The organism is Streptomyces sp. NPDC045846, from assembly GCF_056431605.1.
On sequence record NZ_JBWKKJ010000012.1, the window covers coordinates 79,824 to 96,855 of the forward strand.

Here is a 17,032-nt window from a genome sequence, read left to right on the forward strand (position 1 = left end):
CGCCGCGCGGTCGGGCGGCAACGAGCAATTGACGACGCTGACCTGAATCGACGGGTATGGCACTCATATCCCTGCCCAGCGGCACCGCCGGCCACCCCTGCGGTCACGACTGGATCGCGAGGACCAGCGGGAACACCCCCCTGGCTCCGGAGCGGCGCAGCAGCCGGGCCGCCACCGCCAGCGTCCAGCCCGTGTCGGACGCGTCGTCGATCAGCAGCACCGGCCCCTGGGCCTCCCCGAGCGCGGCCGCCAGCGCGTCCGGGACCGCGAAGGCGTGGTGCAGGGCGCGGACCCGCTGGGCGCTGTTGGACTGCGCGATCCGCTCGCCCTCGACGCCCGGCGCATACGCGAGGGAGCCGAGCAGGGGCATCCGGCCGATCTCCGCGATCCGCGCGCCCAGCGAGGAGACCAGCGCGGGCCGGGTGCGCGAGGGCAGCGTCACCACACCGGCGGGCCGGGGCGGCGCGTCGGGACCGCCCGAGGCCCAGCCGCCGGGACCCTTCGCCCAGTCGGCCAGCACGCTCACCACCGCCTGCACCACGTCGTCCGGCACCGGCCCGTCCGGGGCGCCCGGCGCGAGCATCGGGCGCAGCCGGTTGCCCCAGCCGATGTCCGAAAGCCTCCCCAACGCCCGGCCCGGGAAGGCCAGTTCGCCCGCCGGGATGCGCCCCTTCAGGTCGATGCCGATCGCCGCGAGACCCGTGGGCCACATCTTGCGGGGCTCCACCTCCACGCCCGGCCGGGTCAGCTCGCCGCGCGCCACGTCCAGGGCCGCGCCGGAGACGTCCGCGGTGAAGCGCGCGCCCGCGCAGTTGTCGCAGCGCCCGCACGGCGCCGCCTGCTCGTCGTCCAGCTGACGGCGCAGGAACTCCATCCGGCAGCCCGTCGTCGAGGCGTAGTCACGCATCGCCTGCTGTTCGGCGGAGCGCTGGCGGGCGACCCACGCGTACCGCTCGGTGTCGTACACCCAGGGCTCGCCCGTGGTCGTCCAGCCGCCCTTGACGCGGCGCACCGCGCCGTCCACGTCGAGCACCTTGAGCATCGTCTCCAGCCGGGTGCGGCGCAGCTCCACCAGTGGCTCCAGGGCGGGCAGCGACAGCGGCCGACCCGCCTGCGCCAGCACCTCGAGGGTGCGCCGGACCTGCTCCTCGGGCGGGAAGGCCACGGACGCGAAGTACTTCCAGATCGCCTCGTCCTCGCGGCCCGGCAGCAGCAGCACCTCCGCGTGCGCCACTCCGCGGCCCGCGCGGCCGACCTGCTGGTAGTAGGCGATGGGGGAGGAGGGCGAGCCCAGGTGGACGACGAATCCCAGGTCCGGCTTGTCGAAGCCCATGCCGAGCGCGGAGGTGGCGACCAGCGCCTTGACGCGGTTGGCCAGCAGGTCGTCCTCCGCCTGCTGGCGGTCCGCGTTCTCCGTCTTGCCGGTGTACGAGGCGACCGTGTGCCCGCTCCGGCGCAGATACGCGGTGATCTCCTCGGCCGCCGCGACCGTGAGCGTGTAGATGATGCCCGAGCCCGGCAGCTCGTCGAGGTGGTCGGCGAGCCAGCCGAGGCGGTGCGCCGCGTCGGGCAGCGCGAGCACGTTGAGGCTGAGGCTCTCGCGGTCCAGCGGACCGCGCAGCACCAGCGCGTCCGAGCCGCCGCCGGTGCCGAGCTGCTCGGCGACGTCCGCCGTCACCCGCGCGTTGGCGGTGGCGGTGGTGGCCAACACCGGGACGCCCGGCGTCAGTTCGGCCAGCATGGTGCGCAGTCGGCGGTAGTCCGGCCGGAAGTCGTGGCCCCAGTCGGAGATGCAGTGCGCCTCGTCCACCACGAGCAGACCCGTGGCCGCGGAGAGCTTGGGCAGCACGTTGTCGCGGAAGTCAGGATTGTTGAGCCGCTCCGGCGACACCAGCAGCACGTCCACCGCGCCCGCGGCGACCTCCTCCTGGATGGTGTCCCACTCCTCGGGGTTGGCCGAGTTGATCGTCCGGGCGCTGATGCCCGCCCTGGCCGCCGCCTCGACCTGGTTGCGCATCAGGGCGAGCAGCGGCGAGACGATCACCGTGGGGCCCGCTCCCTGGGCCCGCAGCAGGGCGGTCGCCACGAAGTACACCGCCGACTTGCCCCACCCGGTGCGCTGCACGACGAGCGCCCGCCGCTTGTCGGCGACCAGCGCCTCGATGGCCCGCCACTGGTCCTCGCGCAGCCGCGCGGTGCCGGTGGCGTCCCCGACGAGACGGGCGAGGACCGTGTCGGCTTCCGTGCGCAGTTCCGCGTTGCTCGTGTGCTCCATGCCCCCATACAACAGGACGGGTCCGACAATCGCGGAACGAACCGTTCCTGATCAGCCGTCCCCGCTGGTCACCGAGGTGCGCGGGCCCCTGGGCGACCGGTGTGAAGAGACCTCCGTCTCCCGACGGACGTCGGTCCGCGGGACCGTGCCAGGCCGCCGCGGCGTCAGGTCCGCCGCCACCGCGATCCGCCGAGGCAGGGCACGGCCCGTCGGTGCCCCGGCTCACCGTCGTCGCCGGACTGCCCCGGGCGGCACCGGCACAGGCTCCCTACCTGTCCTGCGGGGCGGGCACGCACGGACACCCTGGTGCGACTCGCCGTCCCCGCCTGGGCGGGGCAACGCGCCTTTTCCTGAGGCGAAGTTGAGGGGCTGGACGACGTCCGCTGCATTTGTATGACCGGCGGGTTCGGCCTGTGGACAAGGTTATCCACAGGGGTGGCACGGGATCCGTGATCGCGAAACCCTCGGGACATGCGAGACATGAGCGAACACCACGAATCGGAACCCCGTGACATCGAATCCCGCGATCCCGAATCCCCCGATCGCGACCCCCGCGGCTTCGAGACCAGCGGCCTCGGACCAAGTGATTCCGCACCCTGTCATGCGGAGTCCCATGAATCCGAGGCCTCCCGATCCGAATCCCACGCCTCGTCGGGCGAGCCCAGGATCACTTTGCGCGGCCCGGCCGAACTGGCGGACGCGCTGCCGTACTTGATGGGCTTCCACCCGACCGACTCGGTCGTGCTGGTCGCGCTGCACGGCGAGAGCGGCCGGTTCGGGGGCCGGGTCAGGGTGGGGCTGCCCGCCTCGCCCCAGGAGTGGCCGGACATCGCCGACCAGCTCGCCGACTGTCTGGTCACCGGAAGCGAGCGGCGCGGTCGACGGCCCGACGGAATCGTCGTCTTCCTCTGCCAGGACCCGTCTGGTGGCGGCGACGGACGCGAAGTGATGGAGCGGTTGCGGCCGTTGGCCCAGCGGCTCCGCACGGCGTGCGGCGGCCTCGACGTGCCCGTGCTCGAAGCACTCTGCATCTCCGACGGGCGCTACTGGTCGTACTGCTGCCCAGACGCCCGCTGCTGTCCACCGGAAGGCAGCGTGCTGGCCCTGCCGGGCACGTCCGTCATGGCGGCCGCCGCCACCTACGCGGGCATTCAAGTCCGGGGCTCCCTGCGGGAGATGGAGGCCCGCTACGCGCCGTGGCGGACCGAGGCGGCGGCCGAGCAGGAGCGGGCCTTGGACGCCGCGGCCGCGGAGATGTTCCCGCGCATCCTCAGCGAGGGCGACCGGCGCACCGTGGCGGACGAGACGCTGGACCTGGCGGCCCGCCTCATGCGCCGGATCGCGGAGGCGCCCGCACCGAGCCGTGGTCCCGACCCCGTCCCCGCGGGCAGGCGGGGCACGGGCACGCTGCTTCTCGGCAGGAATGCCGAGGACGACCAGGACGACGGGCTCATCGCCCACGACGAGGCGGCGGCCGTGATCCTCGGCCTCCAGGACCGCACGACCCGGGACTGGGCGGCGGAGTGGATGGAGGGGGCCGAAGCGGGGCCCGCGCTGCGCCTGTGGCGGGCGCTGGCCCGCCGTTGCGTCGGCCCGTACGGCGACCACGCAGCCGCGCTGCTCACCCTGGCGGGCTGGGTCTCCTGGTCGACCGGTGACGACCCCCACGCCAGGGTGGCGTTCAGCCTCGCCCTGCGAGCCGACCCCGACTACCGCTTCGCCCGGCTGCTGCACCAAGCCTGCAACGGCGGCCTCGACCCGGAGGACCTGCGCATCTGCCTGCGCGAGGAGCGCGCCGCGAGGCTGGCGGAACCGGCCGCCCCGAAGGGCGAGAAAAGGGGCGCGGGCCCGGCCGGGGGCGCGGTGGAATCCCCGGGACTCGCCCCGGCGACGGAGGCGGATGCCACGGTGGCCGAGGGTGCCGTGGAGGCCGCCGCCGGGGATACCCAGGCCTCCGCGACCGGGAAGGCGGACGCCATCGCGACCGAGGAGACCGACGGGGCCGACGGGACGGAGGGTAGGCACACCGCCGCCGAGAGCACGCGCGCCACCGCGCCTGGGGATGCGGAAGCCCTCGTGTCCGACAACGGGTCCACCGTCGCGCTGGATATCTCGCCGGGGCCGGTGGAGCCGTCCGCCTCTCGGGCAGCGCGCCCGAAGTCCCGCCGCGGAACACCGGCCGCGTCACAGCGGGATGGTGCCAACAAGGCGACTCGGAAGGGGAGTTCGGACCGCGCCGAGCCCTCTCGTCCCGAGTCGACACGTCCCGAACCCTCCCGGCCGGACTCCACTCGGTCCGACTCCACTCGACCCAACCCCGGCCGCCCTGATTCCGGTCGTGTGAACTCACGCCGCCCGAACTCCGCGAACGGGCGGGTGCGTGTGCGTCGCCGGGGTGGCGAGCCGGTGGAGCGGAAGCGCTGACGAAGGAGGCGCGGGCCGTTCGGCTCCGGTGAGGCGGGACGCGCAAGCCCGGGCGGGGCCCGGAGGAGGTGACGCGGCGGTGTGTGCCCGACGGGCGGGATGGCGTGGAGACGGGGCGGGCGGGGGCGGGAGCGATCGGAGGGGGGGGCGAGATGAGGGTGAGGGCTGGGAGTAGGGGCCGTCCGGTCCTGGGGAGGCGGCGGGCGGGCGATCCGTCCGTGACCCCCTCCAGGGGCATGGCGTTCACCTGGGTGGCAGCGCGGCACCGGGCACCGCGCCGTACGGGCGGCGGGACCCGCCCGGGCTTGCCTTCGTCGCCCGGCCCACTCGGAAGGGTACGCATGGCGCCCACCGCACCTCCCCGCACCGGCAGCACCGTGAGCACACCGGGGCCGGTTCCGCCCAGAGTGCCCGGGCCGCTCGGCGAGCTTCCGGCCGTGCACGCAGCGGTGATCTGCGTGGCGCTACCCGGCCTCGCGGTGTCGCCGGAGCACGGCCAGCTGACGGGGTACGGCCTCGAAGGCTTCTACCAGCATGGCCGACGGCTGCTGTCCCGCTGCCAGTTGAGGGTGGCGGGCCGCGACCCGATCGCCGTCCAGGGCAGGTCGATATCGGCCGACCGGGCCCGCTTCCTCGCGGTGGTCCGCACGGCGGCGGACGCGGGCCCCGACCCCGAGATCACCGTGGAGCGCCTCCGGCAGGCGGACGGCACCGAACGGATCACCCTGAGCAGCTCGTCGGCCCGGCCGCTGCGCCTCCCCGTGGAGATCGCCCTCGGTACCGACCTCGCCGAGCTGGGCGCGGTCGCCGCGGGCCGCGCCGGGCCCGACCTGCCCGCCAGCGTGCACGACTCGGGCATGCGCTGGACCGCGGGGAACGCCCACAGCGCGGTGACCGCCCAGCCGCCGCCGACCGACGCGCTCGCCTCCGCCGGAATGCTGCGCTGGGTCGTGGAACTGCCTCCGGGCGGCTCGTGCACGATCCAGCTGCGCGTCAGGAGCGACCGGCCGGTGCGCCCGTCCGGCCACGCCGCGAGCCCGCTGCCCTCGCCCGAGGAGGTCAGGGCCGAGGGGGACGATCCGCGGGTGGCGGCGCTGCTCCAGCACAGCGTCGACGATCTGCGGGCGCTGCTGATCCGCGACCCGGCCCGCCCGGCCGACCAGTACGCGGCGGCCGGGGTCCCCTGGCGGTGCGGGGCGGCGCCCGCGGAGGCGCTGTGGGCGGCGCGGATGGCGCTGCCGCTGTCCACCCGGCTCGCCGCAGCCACCCTCCGGACCTTGGCACGCACACAACTCCCGGGGCCAGAAGCAGAGTTGGGGCGCATTCCGGGCCCGTTCCGGGACGCGGGTCCCTACCTGCCGCCGGGGTGTACGGGGGTGGAAGCCACGCTGGCCTTTCCGGTGGTGCTCGCGGAGGCGCGCCGCTGGGGGCTGCCCGAACAGGAGGTGACCGAGCTGCTGCCCGCCGCCGAGCGCTGTCTGCACTGGCTGGCCGCCACCCTGGACGGCGACGGCTACCTCGCCGAGACGGGTCCGGGGGCCGCGGGGTTCGTCCGCGCGGAGACCCAGGCCCATGTCCACCGGGCCGCGCTGCTCGGCGCCGAACTGCTGCGGGAGTGCGGGCGCCCCGGGGCCGACGCCTGGCTCTCGCGGGCCGGGGCGCTCAGGGAGCGGTTCCGGGCGGAGTTCTGGGTGGACGACCTTGGCGGCGGCCGCCCCGCCGCCGGCCGCACCGCCGACGGGAGGCCGGTGCCGCTGCTCGGCGCGGGCGCCGCGCATCTGCTGGACACGGGCCTGCTCGGCGGCGGCCGGCTCGCGCCCGGGCTGCTCGACAAGGTGCAGACGGAGCAGCTGGCCCGGCTGCTCGGCGGGCCCGCGATGGACTCGGGCTGGGGGCTGCGCGGGCTCGCGGTCCGGGAGCCCGGGTACAACCCGTTCGGACACCGGGCCGGCGCGGTGCGGGTGCACGAAAGCGCCGTGGCCGTCGCGGGGCTGGCGGCGGCCGGATACGAGAAGGAGGCCGTCGCCCTGCTGCGGGGCGTCCTCGCCGCCGCGGAGGCGTTCCGCCACCGACTGCCCGAGATGTACGCGGGGGAGCAGCGCACCGCCGACAGCGCGCCCGTGCCGCATCCGGCCGCCTGCCGTCCCGCGGCGGTGGCGGCCGCGGCGGGCATCCAGTTGCTGACCACCCTCGCCGGGATCCGCCCCGACGCCCCGGCCGGAACGGTCGCGCTGCACCCGATGAGGTCGGCCCCGCTGGGTGCGGTCAGGCTCGCGGGCCTCAGCGTCGCGGGGGCGCCGTTCACCGTACGGATCAGCAGGCTCGGCGTCGCCATGGTCGAGCAGGCCGCCGAGTGGCTCCAGTTGGGAGGGTGAGCCGGATGGGCACCCCGGGAGGTGCGCCAGGAGAAGAAGTGTCCGGCGGTGTCGAAGGGAGTGTTTATCGTCAGGCAGACGACTATGATCGCCGCATGTCGCCCTACGACCCGTCGGCCTTTCCGCCCTTCGCCGTGACCGTCGACCTGGTCGTGCTGACCGTGCGCCGTCACGCGCTCTGCGCGCTCGTGGTGCGCCGCGGGGAGCCACCGTTCCAGGGGCGCTGGGCGCTGCCCGGCGGATTCGTCCGCGGCGACGAGGACCTCTCCGCCGCCGCGGCCAGGGAGCTCGGCGAGGAGACGGGGTTGTGCGCCTCGGACCCGTCGGCTCCGGCGCTCGCCAACGGCGCCCACCTCGAACAGCTCGCCACCTACGGCGACCCCCGGCGCGACCCCCGGATGCGGGTGGTCAGCGTGGCCCACCTCGCCCTCGCGCCCGACCTGCCCGCGCCGCGCGCGGGCGGCGACGCGCACAGTGCGCGGTGGGCCCCCGTCGAGGACCTGCTCGGCCAGGAAGGCGGATTCGGCCGGGACGGCGAGCAGCCCGCCCCGCTCGCCTTCGACCACGCCCAGATCCTGGCGGACGGGGTGGAACGCGCCCGCTCGAAGATCGAGTACTCCTCGCTGGCCACCGCCTTCTGCCCGGCCGAGTTCACCGTCGGCGAGCTGCGCCGGGTGTACGAGGCCGTGTGGGGGGTCGCCCTGGACCCGCGCAACTTCCACCGCAAGGTGACCGGCACCCCGGGCTTCCTCGTCCCGGCGGGCGGCACCACGACCCGGCAGGGAGGCCGCCCCGCCCAGCTGTTCCGGGCCGGCGGCGCGACGCTGCTCAACCCGCCGATGCTGCGACCCGAGGTCTGACCCCGGGCGACGGGGTGGCGGGAGGCGGACCCGTCGGCCCAAGTGCGTTGCGAACCAAAGCAGTTGGGCCCAGAGCGTGCGTCCTTCAGTCCTCATGTCCGGGGGCGGGTCGCCACGCCGAACGGATGCGAGGGGCGCCGGGGGCACGGTCCGGTCCGCCCGCAACAGCTGAGGTGGGGCGCCGCCCCGCCGACCGGTGCCGCTCGCCACACCGCATGCTGCTCGGGAGGCACGGCGGGCGCGCGTCCCGAGCGCCGGGAAGCGCCAAAGGAGCAGGCACGGAACCATGACCGACCACAAGTAGTTCGTCGCGGTTCGGTCCCCTGGCAGCGGGTCGGCGGGGGTGTCAGCAGCGCAGGCGACCCGGACTCCTTCCGCGGCCCAACGGGCCGGCATCCCGGGTCTTCGCGCGGGCGGCCTCCTCCAGGAGTCGAAGGCTCCTGGCGCCGGGCGGCTGTCGACGGGCCTGGCCCCGTCGCGTCCAAAGGCCTGACATCCGGAGGCGCATCGCCCCAGCCCTGCGTCAAAAGTCCTAAATGTCGCGTTATCTTGCTGCGGTACCCGCCCCCTGCCGCCGAGCGGTCTCACCTACCGCGAGAGAAGCGATGCTCCAGGCAATCGGACTCACCAGCGCCCCCCGTCGAGACCTTCCGCCCGCCGTGGACGACCTCACCTTCGAGGCGAGACCCGGGCAGCTCACCGCCCTGCTCGGCGCGCCGGGCTCGGGCCGGACGACGGCCCTGCGCCTGATGCTCGAACTCGAACCGGGCCGGGGCGTCACCTACTTTCGCGGCCGCACCATGCACGAACTCGCCCACCCGGCACGCGAGGTGGGCACCCTCCTCGGTGACGTGCCCGGCCATCCCGCCCGCAAGGTCCGGGGGCAGCTCAAGCTGATGTGCACCGTCGCCGGCGTGCCGATGTCGCGCGCCGACGAGATGCTGGAGGTCGTCGGCCTCTCCGGCCTAGCCGACCAGCGCCTTGGCACCCTCTCACTCGGCATGGACCGCCGCCTGGGCCTCGCCGCCGCCCTCCTCGGCGATCCGCACACCCTCCTCCTCGACGAGCCCGCCGAGGGCCTCTCGCCCCGCGAGAACGCCTGGCTCCACGGGTTGTTGCGCGGTCACGCCGATCACGGCGGCACCGTCCTGTGCACGTTCACCGACCCCAAGGAGGCGGCACGGATCGCCGACCGCGTGGTCACGATCGACGGCGGCCGGCTCGTAGCGGACCAGGACGCCATCGCGTTCGCCCGCACCCGTTTGCGGCCGCGCGTCGCCGTCGCCACTCCGCACGCCGCCCGTCTCGGCGACCTGGTCAGCCGCGAGGCGCGCGCCGCCCAGCGCTCCGTGGAGGTGGTCGCCGAGGACGGAAACCACCTGTCCGTGTACGGCAGCAGCTGCGCGGAGGTCGGGGAGACGGCCTACCGCAACGGCGTGCTGCTGCACCGGCTCGCGGACGAGATCGGCGACCCCGGCCCGAGCGTCACCGTCCCACCACAGGAACGCCCCGCCCGGCCCCGGAGTTCCCAACCGCCCATCACCCTCCGACCGGCCCGCACGCCGCTGCGCCCCCTGCGCTACGAACTGCGCAGGCTCCTCGGCGTACGCACAACCTTCCTGCTCGCAGCGGGCGTTCTGGCGCTGTCTGCGATCCTCTCCGTCCTGCTCGCCCGCGGCGGGCACACCCCGCTGCCGCGGCTCCTCGCCGCCTGGCCCGGGCTGCTCCCGCTGCCGCCCGCTGCACTCGGCGCGGGCCTGTTCGGCGCGCTCGCCTTCGGGGACGAGTACCGCTACCCGGCGCTCGCCGCCGACCGGGGCACCGTTCCGCGCCGGCTCGGCCTGCTCTGCGCCAAGCTCGCCGTGAGCGCCGCGATGGCCCTCCTCATCGCCGCCCTCACGGTCGCCGTCGACCACGAGGCCCTGCGGCTGCTGTACGGGGGCGACATGGCGGGTGCGCCGCCCGAATGGCCTGCCCTGGGCGCCAGTTGGGCCGGGCTCGCGGTCGGCTGCGCCTGGGCCGGACTGCTCGCCGCGGGGATCTTCCGGGCCACCACCGCGGGCCTCGCCGCGGTGCTGGCCGTGCCCGTCCTGGTCGTACCGCTCCTGAGGAAGGCGGTGGAGGGTCGGTCGGTGCGCTCGGTCGCCGGGCTCCCCGACCGGCTGCGCGACCTGGCGTGGGTGCGGTGGCCGCACGCGTTCGACCACTGGCTCATCGCCGTCCTGCATCTGCTCGCCGAACCGGTCGGAGCCGCGCTCGCGTTGTCCCTCACCGTTCTGATCTGCGCATATCTGGTCACCGGCCTGCGTGCCAGGGCCCGTTGGTGAGCCGCTGGGCACCAGAGAGCGAGGATCTGCCCACAACTCCCTTGGGAATGCCCGCTTCTTTCCGATAAAGCGTCAATTGCGGGGTGGGCGGTGATCACCCTTTCGTGTGCTTTTCACCAAAGACCTCAAGGGCCGCCGCGGTCCCGCCGACAAAGGGTGCATGAGCACCCTTGCGCACACCATGATGACCGCCCGCACCGCCGACGCCGGCCTCTCCGCCCCGGGCGAACTCGACCGCTACCCCTACGGGGAGGCGCGCCCGTCCGACCGGATCGGCGCCCCCTCCTGGGACGGCGGGGACACGGAGCTGGGCCGGGTCGGCCGGCGCGCGGCGGGCAGCCGGGGCCGAGGCCTGCACGGTCAACTCGTCCAGCAGCTCGGCCAGATGATCGTCTCCGGCGACCTCGGCGCGGACCGCCCGCTCGTACCGGAGGAGATCGGTCATCGGTTCGAGGTCTCCCGCACGGTCGTCCGCGAGTCCCTGCGCGTGCTCGAAGCCAAGGGGCTGGTCAGCGCCCGGCCCAACGTCGGCACCCGGGTCCGCCCGGTCAGCGACTGGAACCTGCTGGACCCCGACATCATCGAGTGGCGCGCCTTCGGCCCCCAGCGCGACGACCAACGGCGCGAGCTGGCCGAGCTGCGCTGGACCATCGAGCCGCTGGCCGCGCGCCTGGCCGCGGGCCACGGCCGCGAGGACGTCCAGCAGCGCCTCGGTGACATGGTGGAGATCATGGGCCACGCCCTGGGGCAGGGGGACGCGATCACGTTCTCCCGGGCCGACGCCGAGTTCCACTCCCTGCTGATCCAGCTCGCGGGCAACCGGATGCTGGAGCACCTCTCCGGCATCGTCTCGGCCGCGCTCCAGGTCTCCGGGGCCCCGGTCACCGGCTGTGACCGCCCCTCGGACGGCTCCCTCGCGCACCACGGCCGGATCGTGGACGCCCTCGCCAACGGCGACCCCATGGCGGCCGAGACGGCCGTGCGCCAACTGCTCACCGTCCACCCGGAGGTGGAGCGGGTCGTTCCCGCGCCGCGCGAGCACTGACCCGGGCCTCCGCCGGACACGCTGTGCCGCCGGATCCCGGAGGGGGTCCGGCGCGCTCGAATACGGGGTATCTGTCCCTTGTGACCCCTTGGTCGTCTTTGGGGTGTGACTCGGGCCACGAAGATTGCGCGTAACACTCCTCGGAACCATGCGATGACTTAAGAGGTAATAGCCGAGGAGGGAATACAGCGGCCATGCGTGGCGCTGTGCAGCTCCGAGGTTCAGCCCGCGCCCCCGGCACATCCCCAGCCGGTGGTCGTCGGCTCCGGCCCGATCCTGGGCGGGGCCGGAAGCCGTTTTCCATCGTTTCGAGAGGTTGTTCGTGTCGGCCAGCACATCCCGTACGCTCCCGCCGGAGATCGCCGAGTCCGAGTCTGTGATGGCGCTCATCGAGCGGGGAAAGGCTGATGGACAGATCGCCGGCGATGACGTGCGTCGGGCCTTCGAAGCCGACCAGATTCCGCCGACCCAGTGGAAGAATGTTCTGCGCAGCCTCAACCAGATCCTCGAGGAAGAGGGTGTGACGCTGATGGTCAGTGCCGCGGAATCACCGAAGCGCACACGGAAGAGCGTCGCAGCGAAGAGCCCGGCGAAGCGCACCGCCACCAAGACGGTCGCGGCCAAGACGACCGTGACCACCACCAAGACCGTCGCCGCCTCCGCGGCTCCGGCCGAGACCGTGGACGTGCCGGCCGACGAGGCCGAGGACGCCCCCAAGAAGGCCGTCGCCAAGAAGGCGGCCGTCAAGAAGACCGCCGCCAAGAAGACGGTGGCCAAGAAGGCCACGGCGAAGAAGACCGCCGCCAAGAAGGGCGACGACGAAGAGGTCGTCGAGGGCGACGAGCTCCTCGAGGACGCCGCGCCCGGCAAGGGTGACGAAGAGGAGCCCGAGGGCGAGAGCAAGGGCTTCGTCCTGTCCGACGAGGACGAGGACGACGCTCCCGCCCAGCAGGTCGCCGTCGCCGGTGCCACCGCCGACCCGGTCAAGGACTACCTGAAGCAGATCGGCAAGGTCCCGCTCCTCAACGCCGAGCAGGAGGTCGAGCTCGCCAAGCGCATCGAGGCCGGCCTGTTCGCCGAGGACAAGCTGGCGAACGCCGACAAGCTGGCGCCGAAGCTCAAGCGCGAGCTGGAGATCATCGCCGAGGACGGGCGCCGCGCCAAGAACCACCTCCTGGAGGCCAACCTCCGTCTGGTGGTCTCGCTGGCCAAGCGCTACACCGGCCGCGGCATGCTCTTCCTGGACCTCATCCAGGAGGGCAACCTCGGTCTGATCCGCGCGGTGGAGAAGTTCGACTACACCAAGGGCTACAAGTTCTCCACGTACGCCACCTGGTGGATCCGTCAGGCGATCACCCGCGCCATGGCCGACCAGGCCCGCACCATCCGTATTCCGGTGCACATGGTCGAGGTCATCAACAAGCTCGCGCGCGTCCAGCGCCAGATGCTCCAGGACCTGGGCCGCGAGCCCACCCCGGAGGAGCTGGCCAAGGAACTCGACATGACCCCCGAGAAGGTCATCGAGGTCCAGAAGTACGGTCGTGAGCCCATCTCGCTGCACACCCCCCTCGGTGAGGACGGCGACAGCGAGTTCGGTGACCTCATCGAGGACTCCGAGGCCGTCGTCCCCGCCGACGCGGTCAGCTTCACGCTCCTCCAGGAGCAGCTCCACTCGGTTCTTGACACCCTGTCCGAGCGCGAGGCGGGCGTGGTCTCCATGCGCTTCGGCCTCACCGACGGCCAGCCCAAGACGCTGGACGAGATCGGCAAGGTCTACGGCGTGACCCGCGAGCGGATCCGCCAGATCGAGTCCAAGACCATGTCGAAGCTGCGCCACCCGTCGCGTTCGCAGGTCCTGCGCGACTACCTCGACTAGGTCGCGGTCGTACGTCGCCGAGGGCCCGGTCTCCCGTGGGAGGCCGGGCCCTCGGGCGTGTCCGAGGGTGCGGCTCGTGGCTGGCTGAATGACTCTGGGTGTGCCTGTGTCACCGAGAGTCAGGAGACCCTATGCGCCGCTTGATCGCCCGAGCCGTCACGGGGACGGCCGCCCTTGCGGTCACCGCCCTGGGCGCGCCGCCGTCCGCGACCGCCGACGAGGTCGTCATCGGCGGGCAGCCGGTCGGGATCTCCGACAGCCCCTGGGTGGTGGCGCTCTCCAGCCGTGACCGGTTCGGGGGTACGCGCGCGGGCCAGTTCTGCGGGGGAGCCGTGGTGGCGCCCACCAAGGTCCTGACCGCGGCGCACTGCCTGCGCAGTGACGTGCTGGGCGTGGACGTGTCGCGGGTGCGGGATCTCAAGGTGATCGCGGGCCGCACGGAGCTGCGGTCGAGCGCGGGGCAGGAGATCGCGGTGAGCGCCACGTGGGTCAACCCCGGCTACGACGCGGGGACCAACGCGGGCGATCTGGCGGTGCTGACCCTGGCCAGTCCGCTGCCCGCCTCCTCCGTGATCGCCCCGGCTCCGGCCGGGGACCCCGGGTACCAGCCGGGCACCCGGGCCACGGTCTACGGCTGGGGCGACACCACGGGCGGCGGCAGTTATCCGACGGCGCTGCGCTCGGCTCCGGTCTCGGTCCTCCAGGACGGGGCCTGTGAGCGCGCCTACCCGGCGAACTCCGACGGAACGTACCTGCGGTCCACCATGCTGTGCGCGGGCGATCCTGCGGGCGGCCACGACGCCTGTCAGGGCGACAGCGGCGGGCCGCTGGTGGCCCAGGGCCGGCTCATCGGCCTGGTCTCCTGGGGGAACGGATGCGGGCAGGCGGAGAACCCCGGCGTCTACACCCGGATGTCGGCCGTGCCGTGGTCCTCGGGCGTCTGAGCGTCCCGCACCGCGGGCGGGCATGAGAAACGGGCGGTCACTTCCCCTGCACGGGAAGCGACCGCCCGTCGCCGGTCCTGGACCGGCCCTGGCTCGTCGTGATGCGAGGTCTCAGCGATCCTCGTCGCCTGCGGACTCGGGCACCGCCGTGAGGCGGTCCGTCTCGTCCTGTATGTCAGCGGCGATCTTCTTCAGTTCCGGCTCGAACTTACGTCCGTGATGAGCGCAGAAGAGCAGTTCGCCGCCGCTGGTCAGGACTACGCGAAGGTAGGCCTGTGCGCCGCAGCGGTCGCAACGGTCGGCGGCCGTCAGGGGGCTCGCGGGGGTCAGAACAGTAGTCACGTCGCCTCTTCTCTAGCTCGACGAGCTGTCGTACCAGGGTCAACATCCAACCAGGCCGAAAACGTTCCCGCTCGTGGCTTTTCCTCGAAAGTTCTTGGTCAAGGTGGCTGTCTGCTGCCGGTTGGCGGCGAATGAGCCGTATTGCGGAGCTTTACGGGTTTCGCGTTGCTTGTCTCGTTTGGCCCTCCCGGCGGGGTTGCCGGTTGTTCATGAGGACGTGCCCGGAGCCTAAATGGTTCATGCCTGAATGGGAACGTGATATCCGCATCACCCCCACGAGGGATCGAACACGTTTGCGATGCTGGACTAGCATGAGGATTCGCGAGGGTGGCGTTACAACGGCTCTACCAGGCCTCGGTACCCTCTGACCGGCGACCGACGCCGGCCCCTTACCCACAGGGGCGCAATTGAAATTCAGCGAGGAGCGAACTGCGTGACCGCCGAGACGTCCGTTCCGTCCACTGCGCTGCTGAGCGGGGCAGACCGCGACGGCTCCAACTACACCGCTCGGCATCTGCTCGTACTCGAAGGCCTCGAAGCGGTCCGCAAGCGACCTGGCATGTACATCGGGTCCACGGACAGCCGCGGCCTGATGCACTGCCTCTGGGAGATCATCGACAACTCCGTCGACGAGGCCCTGGGCGGCTACTGCGACCACATCGAAGTGATCCTGCACGACGACGAATCCGTCGAGGTGCGTGACAACGGCCGGGGCATCCCCGTCGACGTGGAGCCCAAGACCGGGCTCTCGGGCGTCGAGGTCGTCATGACCAAGCTGCACGCCGGCGGGAAGTTCGGCGGCGGCTCCTATGCGGCGTCCGGTGGTCTGCACGGTGTGGGCGCCTCCGTGGTGAACGCGCTGTCGGCCCGCCTCGACGTGGAGGTCGACCGCAACAGCGCCACGCACGCGATCAGCTTCCGGCGCGGTGTGCCCGGCATCTTCACCGAGCAGGGCCCCGACTCGCCCTTCGACCCGGGCAACGGCCTGCTCAAGGGCAAGCGCGTTCCCAAGAACCGCACCGGCACGCGCGTGCGCTACTGGGCCGACCGCCAGATCTTCCTGAAGGATGCGAGGTTGTCGCTGGAGACGTTGTATCAGCGGGCGCGGCAGACGGCTTTTCTGGTGCCGGGTCTGACGATTGTGGTGCGGGACGAGCGGGGTCTGGAGGGGGAGGGCAAGACCGAGGAGACGTTCCGTTTCGACGGGGGGATCAGTGAGTTCTGTGAGTATCTGGCGCAGGACAAGGCGGTCAGTGATGTGGTGCGGCTGTCGGGGTCGGGGACGTTCAAGGAGACGGTGCCGGTTCTGGACGAGCGTGGGCACATGACGCCGACGGAGGTGACCCGGGAGCTGGGTGTGGACATCGCGCTGCGCTGGGGGACGGGGTATGACACCACGCTGAGGTCGTTCGTGAACATCATCGCCACGCCCAAGGGCGGTACGCATGTGAGCGGGTTCGAGCGGTCGGTGACGCGGACGGTCAATGAGGTGCTGCGGTCGGCGAAGCTGTTGCGGGTGGCCGAGGACGATGTGGTCAAGGACGATGCGCTGGAGGGGCTGACGGCGGTGGTCACGGTGCGTCTGGCGGAGCCGCAGTTCGAGGGTCAGACCAAGGAGGTGCTGGGTACCTCGGCGGCGAACCGGATCGTGGCGAATGTGGTGGCGCGGGAGCTGAAGGAGTTCTTGACGTCGACGAAGCGTGATGCGAAGGCGCAGGCCCGGGCTGTTCTCGACAAGATTGTCGCGGCGGCGCGGACGCGGATCGCGGCGCGGCAGCACAAGGAGGCCCAGCGCCGCAAGACGGCTCTGGAGTCGTCGTCGCTGCCGGCGAAGCTGGCGGACTGCCGCAGTGATGACGTGGAGCGCAGTGAGCTGTTCATCGTGGAGGGCGACTCCGCGCTGGGCACGGCCAAGCTGGCCCGCAATTCCGAGTTCCAGGCGCTGCTGCCGATCCGCGGCAAGATCCTCAATGTTCAGAAGGCGTCCGTGTCGGACATGCTGAAGAACGCCGAGTGCGGCGCGATCATCCAGGTCATAGGGGCGGGTTCGGGCCGTACCTTCGATCTCGATGCCGCCCGCTACGGCAAGATCGTCCTGCTGGTCGACGCCGACGTGGACGGCGCGCACATCCGTATTCTGCTGCTGACCCTCTTCCAGCGCTACATGCGCCCGATGGTCGAGGCGGGCCGGGTGTTCGCCGCCGTGCCCCCGCTGCACCGCATCGAACTCGTCCAGCCCAAGAAGGGCCAGGACAAGTACGTGTACACCTACTCCGACAACGAACTGCGCACCACGCTGCTGGAGTTCCAGCGCAAGGGCGTGCGGTACAAGGACGCCATTCAGCGGTACAAGGGCCTGGGCGAGATGGATGCCGACCAGCTGGCCGAGACGACCATGGACCCCCGCTTCCGTACCCTGCGCCGGATCAACATCGGTGACCTGGAGGCCTCCGAGCAGGTCTTCGACCTCTTGATGGGCAACGAAGTCGCGCCCCGCAAGGAGTTCATCACCAGCTCCGCCGCCACCCTGGACCGCTCACGCATCGACGCGTGAACCCGGCCTG

At 72.4% G+C, this 17,032-nt stretch carries 10 protein-coding genes; 8 read left to right on the plus strand and 2 right to left on the minus strand.

What is annotated here, in order from left to right:
* Nucleotides 1–103 precede the first annotated feature (103 nt).
* Nucleotides 104–2,275, minus strand: a complete 2,172-nt coding sequence (locus tag AC07F3_RS30855) for a RecQ family ATP-dependent DNA helicase (RefSeq protein ID WP_479117705.1) — start codon at nt 2,273–2,275, stop codon at nt 104–106.
* A 471-nt stretch (nt 2,276–2,746) separates the two neighbouring features.
* Here AC07F3_RS30855 and AC07F3_RS30860 point away from each other — a divergent pair, with 471 nt between their 5' ends.
* From AC07F3_RS30860 to AC07F3_RS30890, 7 genes are all read left to right on the plus strand, one after another.
* Nucleotides 2,747–4,699, plus strand: a complete 1,953-nt coding sequence (locus tag AC07F3_RS30860) for a DUF4192 family protein (RefSeq protein ID WP_479117706.1) — start codon at nt 2,747–2,749, stop codon at nt 4,697–4,699.
* 341 nt (nt 4,700–5,040) lie between these two features.
* Complete coding sequence (locus AC07F3_RS30865; RefSeq protein WP_479117707.1) at nt 5,041–7,074, plus strand: glycogen debranching N-terminal domain-containing protein; 2,034 nt, start codon at nt 5,041–5,043, stop codon at nt 7,072–7,074.
* Nucleotides 7,075–7,169: 95 nt separating this feature from the next.
* On the plus strand, nt 7,170–7,934 hold the full coding sequence (locus AC07F3_RS30870; protein ID WP_479117708.1) for an NUDIX hydrolase: 765 nt from the start codon (nt 7,170–7,172) through the stop codon (nt 7,932–7,934).
* A gap of 605 nt (nt 7,935–8,539) precedes the next feature.
* A complete protein-coding gene (locus tag AC07F3_RS30875) occupies nt 8,540–10,261 on the plus strand; it encodes an ATP-binding cassette domain-containing protein (RefSeq protein WP_479117709.1) in 1,722 nt (573 codons plus the stop codon).
* 160 nt (nt 10,262–10,421) lie between these two features.
* Nucleotides 10,422–11,306, plus strand: coding sequence for a FadR/GntR family transcriptional regulator (locus tag AC07F3_RS30880; RefSeq protein ID WP_479117710.1), 885 nt, complete (start codon nt 10,422–10,424; stop codon nt 11,304–11,306).
* 322 nt (nt 11,307–11,628) lie between these two features.
* Nucleotides 11,629–13,182, plus strand: a complete 1,554-nt coding sequence (locus tag AC07F3_RS30885) for an RNA polymerase sigma factor (protein WP_479117711.1) — start codon at nt 11,629–11,631, stop codon at nt 13,180–13,182.
* 131 nt (nt 13,183–13,313) lie between these two features.
* Entirely contained in the window at nt 13,314–14,126 is an 813-nt protein-coding gene (locus AC07F3_RS30890; RefSeq protein ID WP_479117712.1) for a S1 family peptidase, read from the plus strand.
* Nucleotides 14,127–14,237: 111 nt separating this feature from the next.
* Here AC07F3_RS30890 and AC07F3_RS30895 read toward each other — a convergent pair whose 3' ends face one another.
* Nucleotides 14,238–14,468, minus strand: coding sequence for a DUF7455 domain-containing protein (locus AC07F3_RS30895; protein WP_053725523.1), 231 nt, complete (start codon nt 14,466–14,468; stop codon nt 14,238–14,240).
* 433 nt (nt 14,469–14,901) lie between these two features.
* Here AC07F3_RS30895 and AC07F3_RS30900 point away from each other — a divergent pair, with 433 nt between their 5' ends.
* Nucleotides 14,902–17,022 (plus strand): DNA gyrase/topoisomerase IV subunit B, encoded by a 2,121-nt coding sequence (locus AC07F3_RS30900; protein WP_479117713.1) that lies wholly within the window; start codon nt 14,902–14,904, stop codon nt 17,020–17,022.
* The last annotated feature ends 10 nt before the right edge of the window (nt 17,023–17,032 follow it).

Excerpts from the sequence above, each read along its gene's own strand:
- AC07F3_RS30855 (WP_479117705.1), bottom strand. The coding sequence starts at position 2,275 with ATGGAGCACACGAGCAACGCGGAACTGCGCACGGAAGCCGACACGGTC.
- AC07F3_RS30860 (WP_479117706.1), top strand. The coding sequence starts at position 2,747 with ATGCGAGACATGAGCGAACACCACGAATCGGAACCCCGTGACATCGAA.
- AC07F3_RS30865 (WP_479117707.1), top strand. The coding sequence starts at position 5,041 with ATGGCGCCCACCGCACCTCCCCGCACCGGCAGCACCGTGAGCACACCG.
- AC07F3_RS30870 (WP_479117708.1), top strand. The coding sequence starts at position 7,170 with ATGTCGCCCTACGACCCGTCGGCCTTTCCGCCCTTCGCCGTGACCGTC.
- AC07F3_RS30875 (WP_479117709.1), top strand. The coding sequence starts at position 8,540 with ATGCTCCAGGCAATCGGACTCACCAGCGCCCCCCGTCGAGACCTTCCG.
- AC07F3_RS30880 (WP_479117710.1), top strand. The coding sequence starts at position 10,422 with ATGAGCACCCTTGCGCACACCATGATGACCGCCCGCACCGCCGACGCC.
- AC07F3_RS30890 (WP_479117712.1), top strand. The coding sequence starts at position 13,314 with ATGCGCCGCTTGATCGCCCGAGCCGTCACGGGGACGGCCGCCCTTGCG.